The sequence below is a fragment of the Streptomyces phaeofaciens genome (genome assembly GCF_014648915.1).
GTDB classification, from domain to species: Bacteria; Actinomycetota; Actinomycetes; order Streptomycetales; family Streptomycetaceae; genus Streptomyces; species Streptomyces phaeofaciens.
Map to the genome: position 1 here is coordinate 23,891 of NZ_BMSA01000054.1, position 8,335 is coordinate 32,225.

An 8,335-nucleotide genomic window follows, 5' to 3' on the forward strand; every position below is an offset into this window, starting at 1 on the left:
GCCGCAGTTTCAAGCGGTTGCTGCGTCGCCGCCGTCGATCGCAAAGAGCTTGTTGCGGAGCCGGTAGCTGTTGCCGTTGATCGAGACGACTTCGCAGTGGTGCAGGAGGCGGTCAAGGATCGCGGTGGCCAGGACCTCGTCTCCGAAGACCTGGCCCCACTCGCCGAAGGTCTTGTTCGAGGTCAGGATGATAGAGCCCTTTTCGTAGCGTTTCGAGATCAGTTGGAAGACGAGGTTGGCCTCGTCCCGGTCGAGCGGGAGGTAGCCGACCTCGTCGACCACGAGGACGTCGGGCCGCTGGTAGAGCCGCATCTTGGCGGGCAGGCGGCCGATGGAGTCGGCCTCTTTGAGCTGGCGGACCATGTCGTCCAGGCTGGTGAAGTAGACGGTGAAGCCGGCCCGGCAGCCCGCGACTGCCAGGCCGACGGCGATGTGGGTCTTGCCGACGCCGGGCGGTCCCAGCAGGGCGACGTTGGTCTTCGTCTCGATGAACGACAAGGTGGCCAGGTCCCGGATCTTGCGGGGGTCGAGGTCGGGCTGGAAGGAGAAGTCGTACTCGTCCAGGGTCCTGTGGTGCGGCAGACGGGAGAGCCGCAGTGCGGTGTGGAATCTGCGGTCGTCCCGGATGGCGAGTTCTTCGGACAGTGCCAGGTCGAGGAAGTCGAGGTAGCCCATCTTGCCGGCGTCCGCCCGCTGGATCAGATGCTCCAGGCTGGTGGCGGTGTGGGGCAGGCCGAGTTTGGTGGCGGTGGACCGCAGTCGGGCGGTGACCAGTTCACTCACGCGGTGTCCTTCGAGTCCGGGACGATGTGGGGACGGGGCTTGGGACGGGTGCCGGCGATGTCGTCGTAGAACGACAATGGCCTTTTCGTGACCGGGACTTGGGCGGCGGCAGACCGGTTGAGCAGGTTCTGCAGCGGGCTCTCGGAGGGGCCGGCCTGCTGGGGCCGGACGGCGAAGTCGGGAACCTGGGTGGTGGTGCGACGTCCCGTGCCATCAGGCAGGCCGTCCCAGTGCGACTTGTCCACGACCCAGGTCCCGCGGGCATGCGCTCGCGGGTGGACGGCCAGTAGCGTGGACCCGCTCAGGTCCGGCGCCAGCAGGTGCAGGGAGACGGTGTCGCCGCCGGCTCTGACCTCGACCAGCTGCCTCGGGCGGACTCTTCGGGCCGGCACCGAATACAGGCTGGCCTCGAAGGCGACCAGGCAGTCCTTGCCCACGTGCCGTAGATGCCGGTCAGCGACGAGATAGGGCCTCTTCGGCAGCGGCCGCAGGGCAGCGTGATCCCGCTCGGCCCGCAGGCCGATCACCTCCAGGTGCGTGCGGTGGACCCGCGCCCGCCGCAACGGCACCCAGTTCACGAAGGCCGCGTCCAGCTCGATGACCGAGCCGAAGGACCGCCCCGCCAGCACATGATCGCGGACGATGGTGACCTGCCGCTCGACCCGCCCCTTGCCCTGCGGCCGATATGCGGCCAGAACGTCGATGTCGAAGTCGTAGTGCCCGGCGAACGCAACCGCTTCCGGATGCAGGGGAACCGCCTCACCCGGGGCGACATGACGGCGCACGACCGTCTTGGTCCGGTCGTAGACGATCGTCTTCGGGACCCCGCCGAAGTGCGCGAACGCCCGCCGGTGGCAGTCCCAGAACGTCGCCAGGTCCATCGATGTGGTGAAGCAGCAGAACGGATCCCGAGAGTAGGACAGGACCATGTGAAAGGAGTACACCTTCTTGATCCCCGCCGCGGCGAGGACGTCTCCCTCATCTCCCCAGTCAACCTGAGCCTGGGCACCGGGGATCACCTCGAACCTGCGGTGCAGACCGGCGAGTTCGTCGGGACCGATCCCGAGCTCCTCCATCACCTGCGGCCGGGCCTGCTGCAAATACAGCTTCACCCGCTGGTAGTTGCCGGTGAACCCGTACTGATCGACGAGCCGCTCGTGGATCACCGTCCCATTCAACATGATGTCGGCCCGCAACCAGGCATCGATCACCGGCTTGAACGGCTCGATCACCTGCCCGTGACAGCCCTTGCGCGACGGCCCCTTCGGCGGCACGACCGGCGGCGGAGCCTCGATGTACTTCTTCACGGTCCGCCAGTTCAGCCCGGTCTCCCGAGCGATGGCGGAAATACTCAGCCCTGCCTCATGCAGAGCGCGGAAACGACGCAGATCCATCCAACGCTCCGAGTGCAGGATCATCCAGACGGGACACCCTTGGCCTCCTCTCACCTCGCGCGATGGCTGTCCCGCCTGCCGTCCCCGTACTCACAACCCACGTACGACACGCCCAAGATCAACCCGATCGGGTGTGCACGTGAGCCCGTACCCGCCTATGTACATGACCTTGTACGCGGACATCCCCTAACGAGAGCGGCTCCTGACGAACGATCTTCTACGCGGACTACCGCCCACGACCAGCGTGAGCATCCCGAGAGCCGGTCACATCAGCCCTTTGACCTGCGACTTCAAGTTGGCGGAGGCTCAGTGCTCCGGGGCGCTTTCTGGGCGGGGTGAGTGCCCGGCCGGGATAGTCACGGCTCAGGCCCGGGTAGCCGTCGTCGAGCAGCACTTCCACCGGGTCGAAGTGCTGGAAGCAGCCGGTGATGCCAGCAGCGCGCACTGCGGTCGCATCCTGCATCCATCCCGGCTATCGGCCCACAGGGTGCGGCCCTGGTGGTCAGCGATGACAGTGGCTTTCATCGTGCACTGCTTCTTCTTGCCGACACGATACCCGCCTGCCGCCCCCAGCCCGCGGCCGGCCGACGGACCTGGATCACGGTGGCGTCCAGCCCCAACTCGTCCCCTCGGCTTGGGCGTAGGCGAACACGTCCTCCAGCGTTCGAAGCCGCAGGCCAGGCCGGTCGGGAACAGCCAAGCCCGCTCCGCCAGCAGTCGGCGTATCTCACCGACGGCCCGGGTGACAGCCGAGCAATCGACGTGAACAGCACACCAAAACCGCAAGAGGCAAGTCGTGCGCAGGTGAATCAGCGTGACTACCAGCCGGTCCACGAACAACAGCGGGCACCGACACCCTGCACGCGTCTCCTCACACCGCCTCGTTGCTGACCGCGCCACCCCTCCACCACGCCACCGCGGCTGCCCACCGGGCCAAATCCTCAACCAACGACGCAAGATGAGCCATCGAGACGTGCGCGAACAACGGATGCGCCAACACCGACCGATCGACCGTGCCCCCTGTGTCCTGGCTTGCCGCCTGCACCGCCGCTACGAATGCAGGCCCGAGCGCTTCCCCGCGTTCACCGCCATCAGCCTCATCAACTACCGATCACTTACTACCGTAAGGGGTCGTCTCAACTGGCCCGATAACTAGGCTGACCGTCGTGATGGCCATGGTGGAGCGGCTTGTGCCGGACGCGTTGTGGGAGTTGTTCCAGCGGGTGGTTCCGGCGGCACCGGTGCGACCACAAGGCGGGGGAAGACGTCGTTACGGGGACCGACAGGTGTTGGCTGCCATCGTGTTCGTGGCCAAGATCGGTTGCACGTGGCGGCAGTTGCCGCCAGGCTTCGGGCCGTCCGGGTCGACCGCGCACCGCCGTTTCACCGAGTGGAGCCGAGCTCGAGTATGGGGCAAGCAGCACCGCCTGGTCCTGGATGAGCTCGGCGCACGTGGCGGACTGGACTGGTCGCGGTGCGCGATCGACTCGGTGAACATGAGGGCCCTCAAAGGGGGGACCTGACGGGTCCGAATCTCGTAGATCGCGGGAAGAAGGGATCAAAGATTTACTTGATCACCGAGCGGACCGGTCTGCCCCTCTCCATCGGAATCTCAGCTGCGAACACCCACGACAGCCTCGGGCTGGAGCCCCCTGGTGCGAGGCACCCCACCCATCCGATCCCGTCGCGGGCCGCGCCGCCGTCGACCCGCCAAGATGCACGGCGACATGGGCTACGACTCCGACCGGCTACGCACATGGCTCCGCTCTAAGTGAAACGACATCTTACGAGTTGGTGCGTGATAGCAGGTGCGTATGCTTTCATGGGGATGGTCCGCTCGACCACCCAGCGATATCTGCCCAGTCGCTGCGATGCCGCGGCGGGAGACTCGAGGTGTAATGCCTCACTCACGAAGCCATCGCCGCAGGTAAGAGCCGTATCCCTTATCTCGGTGGAATTTCGCAGGCCGCCGTCGCCAAGGACCGCGTCGGCCGCGGATTAACGGGATCAAGGCGATCAGCGGATGCAGCGCGAGGCTATCGTGCGCGTTGGCAGCCGAGAAGGCGACGACCACGGGAAGACCGCTGCGGTCGACGACGAGGTGGCGACCTCTCCGCGCAGTCGATGGCGGTGAGTGCGCCGCTGACCGGCTCGACGCAAGCCCATTCCAATACCGGTAGGGGCGGACGCCTGCAGTCGAATGACTGACGCACGCCGCAGGCTCGACCGCACCTCGCGGGAGCACGGCGCCACCCGCCGATGCCCCAAGAAAAAAGCCATGGCTGTCACACGTCCCGTCGGCATCCACCTGGCGAGACGACCAGCGCACCACCTAAATGGTTGGAATACCCAACTATCTAAGCAGGTTGCCCTTACCGGCGACCCGAGTTGCGAAACATGGGCCTTCATCCGGGTGCCGTAAGAGTGTGAGCTGCCGACACGCCGAGGATTACCGTGAACGAAATACTCAGTCCCAAGCGGGAGAGCATGTGTCCAGACGTCCTCGAAAGGCCATGCCGCTCTGCGACAAATGTCTGCCGGCTGGTCAGTCTTGCCGGTTGTGAACGGGCCGAGTGGCAGGCTCGGGAGGCGGTGCGGGATACGTGCTCTGAGGCGCTCGGAGCACGGTTGCCTGACGCGCTTCTTGTCGTCAGTGAGTTAGTGGCCAACGCCGTCTCCCACACCATGGGCGTCACCGGTCTGGTGCTCCGAAGTGACGGGGGCATCACGAAACTGACGGTCCTCGACAGAGGCGGGACGTCGAGTCGGCCCCGGATAACCGACGCGGATCCGCTGGCCGAGTCGGGGCGGGGTATGCGTCTCGTCGATGCCCTGGCCGATTCCTGGCACACTCGCCTGGAGCCCGACGGCAAGGCCGTCACCGCCGTCTTCCACAGCAGCACGACCACGGATCGGGGCAGCGGCTGACGCCGTGGGCAGATCTCTGAAACGGGATGGTCATCGCCGAAGGACTCCAGCACCGCGTCCAGGTCGCCGGTGGCCTCGGTGATGCCGGTGGCGGTGCAGTCGATCACCTCGTGCTTGCCGAGGCGGCGCGCGAAACCGGCGTTGGAAGCGGCCACCGCAACGACGTACGCGCCGCACCTACACCGCCAGCTGCGCCGTTGATCAGCACAGGGCTGCCTTCGCCGATCCGGGCGGTCTCCACCATATACCCGCGCGCACCCTGCGCGAGGCCGACGGCCGGTAGAACGTCGGCATCACATTCGTGGACGGACGCGCGGTCGAAACCAACGACGGTTTCACCGTTACTCCGCACCTCGGGCCCGAAGCAGGCTCATGACTACGGAGAGGGGGATGTTGGCATCGTCTACCGGCGCACCTTCCGGGGCGCGGTTCCGTCCCGCTGACCGCAGGAGACATGACGCGGCCTCAAGTCACTCGTGTGCATAGATGTCTACGATTCGTGACCAGCTCGCGGTGTCATGTCTCCCGTCAGGTCATTGGTGGGTGGCCGATACTGCACCCACCGGGCAGCGGCTTTTCGGTGCGCGGCCCGGCTTCCACGCTCTTCACAGCTGGTCACTGGACAAGCTGCAGCGACCCTTCCGGGGCCGTGCTCCTCCCACCAGCGAACCAGGAACGGTGCCTGTCATGGCTCCGTGCGGCCGGATGGCGCTCGCCTTCCACAGCGGGAAAGCCGGACTCCCGCCTCAGGATCTGCCCGGTGAACGCCTTGGGCAGGGAAGGAAGGACGTGTACGTCCCGCGGGTATGCACCGGGCGACACGCTCCTTGACGAAGGAGCGGAGTTCGGCTGAGGTGGTCCGGGCGTCGGGCACCAGTATGACGGCCGCGGCGTCTCCTCGCCGAGGAAATTGTGCGCGACGCGGACCACTGCCTCTTCGAGGATCTCCGGGTGCTCGTACAACACCTCTTTGATCTCCCGCGGGTAGACGTTGTACCTGCCCCGGATGATCAGGTCCTTCTTGCGGTCGACGATGAGAAATAGCCGTCCTCGTCCTTGCATACCAGGTCACCGATGCGCACCCAGCTGTCCGGAATGGCCTCAGCGTTGCCTCGGGACGGTTCCAGTAGCCCCACATGTCGTTGCCGCCCTGGACGGCGATTCTCACCGACCTGGCCGGCCGGTACGTCCGATCGGCTTCGTCGACCATCCATAGTCGTACCAGAGATGTAGAGGAAGGCGGCGAGGTCGTCCTCCTCCCGGGAGGTCGGCGCGGCGACCGGTGCGAGCGCGTGCGTGAGAGGCATGGCCGCTTCGACCATACTCACCGCCGTCCCCGTCGCGGCGGCCCCGGCTTCCGCCTCCCTGCGCGGCGGCGCAGACGAATAGGCGGACGGCTCCCGAGTCGACCAGGATGTGCTCGATCTGCCTGGCCTTGAACAGCGGGTTCATCGGGACGGCGAAACCGCCAGCCCGCAGGATGCCGTAGTACAGCACGAAGAAGGCGGGAACGTTCGGCAGCGTGACGACCACCCGTTCCCCGGCGGCCAGCCCGTCTTGTCGGACAGCCCCGCCACGCGTGAGGCGGCCCCGTCAAGTTCCGCGTAACCCAGGACCGTGTCGCCGAACCGCAGCGCGCCGGGCGGAGTCGCACCATGGTCGACAGATTGTCCGCCATATTCGGCATGCTGCCCTGCGTGTCGGCCTTTTAGCGGCCCGGTGACATGTGCTGGGCGGATTCGCACACACAGCCGATGGCAGTACAGTGACCGGTGGTGCAGTTGTGACACATGACATACAGCGGAACATGTGCGTTATGAGCAACGTGACAGGTTGCTCATTACACGATCAATTGATTGTCCGCTGAGCCGGGATGCACCCGCCGCTCCTGCGGATCCGGGGCGCACACGACAGGGTTCTTACCAGGCGATCCCTCTCCCAGCTACCCACCTGCTCCTCGATCAGTAGACGGATCTCCGCACTGTCGACCCCCCAGGCGGACTGGAGCGCGGCGGCGGCGCTCTCGAGGTTGCCGCCGCTGCGCCGCAGCGCGATCCACATGCCTGTTGCCGCAGGAGAGTAGAAATGGGGTGCGCCATCACATGACACCAGGCACAGCACCCCGTCTTCCGCAACGCCCACGGTCACACCGGCTTCGATCATCATGTGCATCTTGCGGTTCCCTTTCCGGTTCCCGTCCCCGATGGCGCCTCGCACCCGCCGTGGAAACACATTGCGCTCACCCTCTCGCATGTACATGTGGAACGGACGGTGGAGTCGCAACTTGGGCACCAATGTGCAGTTCACCTGCCCCAAAATGAAAACGCTGCGCGCCGGTGCCGGCGGACCTCGGCCGCCCGGGGAGCGCGATACCGCCGTGCGCTCCCAGCAGCGGAACACCGGCACCGTATGGCTCGCCGGTTGGTATGCCACCTGCATGGGACCATACACGGCTGAGGCGGGTGCTGACGCCGATCTTGGGAAGATGCAGTAGCGGTGCGAGCCGACGGTCCATCGGTACAGAAAGAAGCGCTCGGCGATCTGCCCGTCGGCCAGTCCTTCGGCTGCGAGGGCGGCGATCTCCGCAGGCAGGGTGGAGGCAGAGCCGGAGTTGGCGTACGCGGCGCTACACCCCCGGCTGGATCCGACCGGACGAGCACGAACAGCATGCAGCTGCTGGGAGCCGCCGCACTGGTGCTCGGCGACTTCCGGTGCAACGCCGCCTACATGGACAGCGCTGCGGACGCCCGCCGCCGCCAGGGCAGGCGGGGGCAGCTGTCCGTGATCCTGCTGAGTGGCGACTGGGGTCGGATGCGGCGGGGCGAATGGGAAAAAGTGTACGCCGAGTCGGAGAAGGCGGGCTGCCGGGTGCGTGAGACGGGCGAGGAGTACTACGCACTGCCCGCGAGTGAACATCGCTGCGGAGGCCGCGCTGCGCGGCGACGTCGATCAGGTCCGCAAGACGGCCGATCAGGTTCTCGACCACACGCTGTGCGCGAATCTCCGCTACCTGCTGCTTAACGCGCATACCTGAACCACATCCCAAGGCGGCATCGTCGATCAGCCGCAGCAGGTGCGCCACCCCTCGGTCGCGGCCGCTGAGCGACGGTGAAGTTGTGGGAGGAAGAGTCGTCAGGGCTGCGTGCACCGCCGGGACGCGCCCCTGGCGATCAGTGAGCTTCTTCGATGTGGCCACCGACCGGGTGACGGTCCGTGAGGCGCAACGAGCG

7 protein-coding genes and 1 pseudogene are annotated in these 8,335 nt (G+C 66.2%); 3 read left to right on the forward strand and 5 right to left on the reverse strand.

The genetic code is table 11. From position 1 onward, the window contains the following. Nucleotides 1-9 precede the first annotated feature (9 nt). Both istB and istA read right to left on the reverse strand, forming a co-directional pair. The gene (gene istB / locus IE275_RS43795; protein ID WP_189718292.1) at nt 10-783 is read right to left on the reverse strand and encodes an IS21-like element helper ATPase IstB; all 774 of its coding nucleotides are present in this window, start codon (nt 781-783) and stop codon (nt 10-12) included. Further along, on the reverse strand, nt 780-2,201 hold the full coding sequence (istA, locus tag IE275_RS43800) for an IS21 family transposase (protein WP_189718293.1): 1,422 nt from the start codon (nt 2,199-2,201) through the stop codon (nt 780-782). Before istA ends, istB begins: the two co-directional genes overlap by 4 nt. Nucleotides 2,202-3,346: 1,145 nt before the next feature. Between istA and IE275_RS43805 the strand changes: the two are divergent. Beyond that, a pseudogene (locus tag IE275_RS43805) lies at nt 3,347-3,949 on the forward strand (IS5 family transposase); the annotation flags it as partial. A gap of 715 nt (nt 3,950-4,664) precedes the next feature. After that, complete coding sequence (locus IE275_RS47435; protein ID WP_189718295.1) at nt 4,665-5,105, forward strand: ATP-binding protein; 441 nt, start codon at nt 4,665-4,667, stop codon at nt 5,103-5,105. Nucleotides 5,106-5,720: 615 nt separating this feature from the next. Here IE275_RS47435 and IE275_RS47185 read toward each other — a convergent pair. The 3 genes from IE275_RS47185 to IE275_RS43820 form a co-directional block, all read right to left on the reverse strand. Then, on the reverse strand, nt 5,721-6,167 hold the full coding sequence (locus tag IE275_RS47185) for an acyl-CoA synthetase family protein (protein ID WP_308435791.1): 447 nt from the start codon (nt 6,165-6,167) through the stop codon (nt 5,721-5,723). 102 nt (nt 6,168-6,269) lie between these two features. Further along, on the reverse strand, nt 6,270-6,638 hold the full coding sequence (locus IE275_RS46565) for an AMP-binding protein (protein WP_229871299.1): 369 nt from the start codon (nt 6,636-6,638) through the stop codon (nt 6,270-6,272). 315 nt (nt 6,639-6,953) lie between these two features. Beyond that, complete coding sequence (locus IE275_RS43820) at nt 6,954-7,277, reverse strand: hypothetical protein (protein WP_189718294.1); 324 nt, start codon at nt 7,275-7,277, stop codon at nt 6,954-6,956. 736 nt (nt 7,278-8,013) lie between these two features. On the opposite strand from IE275_RS43820, the gene IE275_RS47010 reads away from it, so the two are divergent. Then, the gene (locus IE275_RS47010) at nt 8,014-8,139 is read left to right on the forward strand and encodes a hypothetical protein (RefSeq protein ID WP_268255366.1); all 126 of its coding nucleotides are present in this window, start codon (nt 8,014-8,016) and stop codon (nt 8,137-8,139) included. The last annotated feature ends 196 nt before the right edge of the window (nt 8,140-8,335 follow it).

What these genes read in the sequence shown, in the direction of transcription:
- istA (WP_189718293.1), bottom strand. Translation starts at nt 2,201, where the DNA reads ATGATCCTGCACTCGGAGCGTTGGATGGATCTGCGTCGTTTCCGCGCT.
- IE275_RS47435 (WP_189718295.1), top strand. Translation starts at nt 4,665, where the DNA reads ATGTGTCCAGACGTCCTCGAAAGGCCATGCCGCTCTGCGACAAATGTC.
- IE275_RS43820 (WP_189718294.1), bottom strand. Translation starts at nt 7,277, where the DNA reads ATGCACATGATGATCGAAGCCGGTGTGACCGTGGGCGTTGCGGAAGAC.
- IE275_RS47185 (WP_308435791.1), bottom strand. Translation starts at nt 6,167, where the DNA reads ATGCAAGGACGAGGACGGCTATTTCTCATCGTCGACCGCAAGAAGGAC.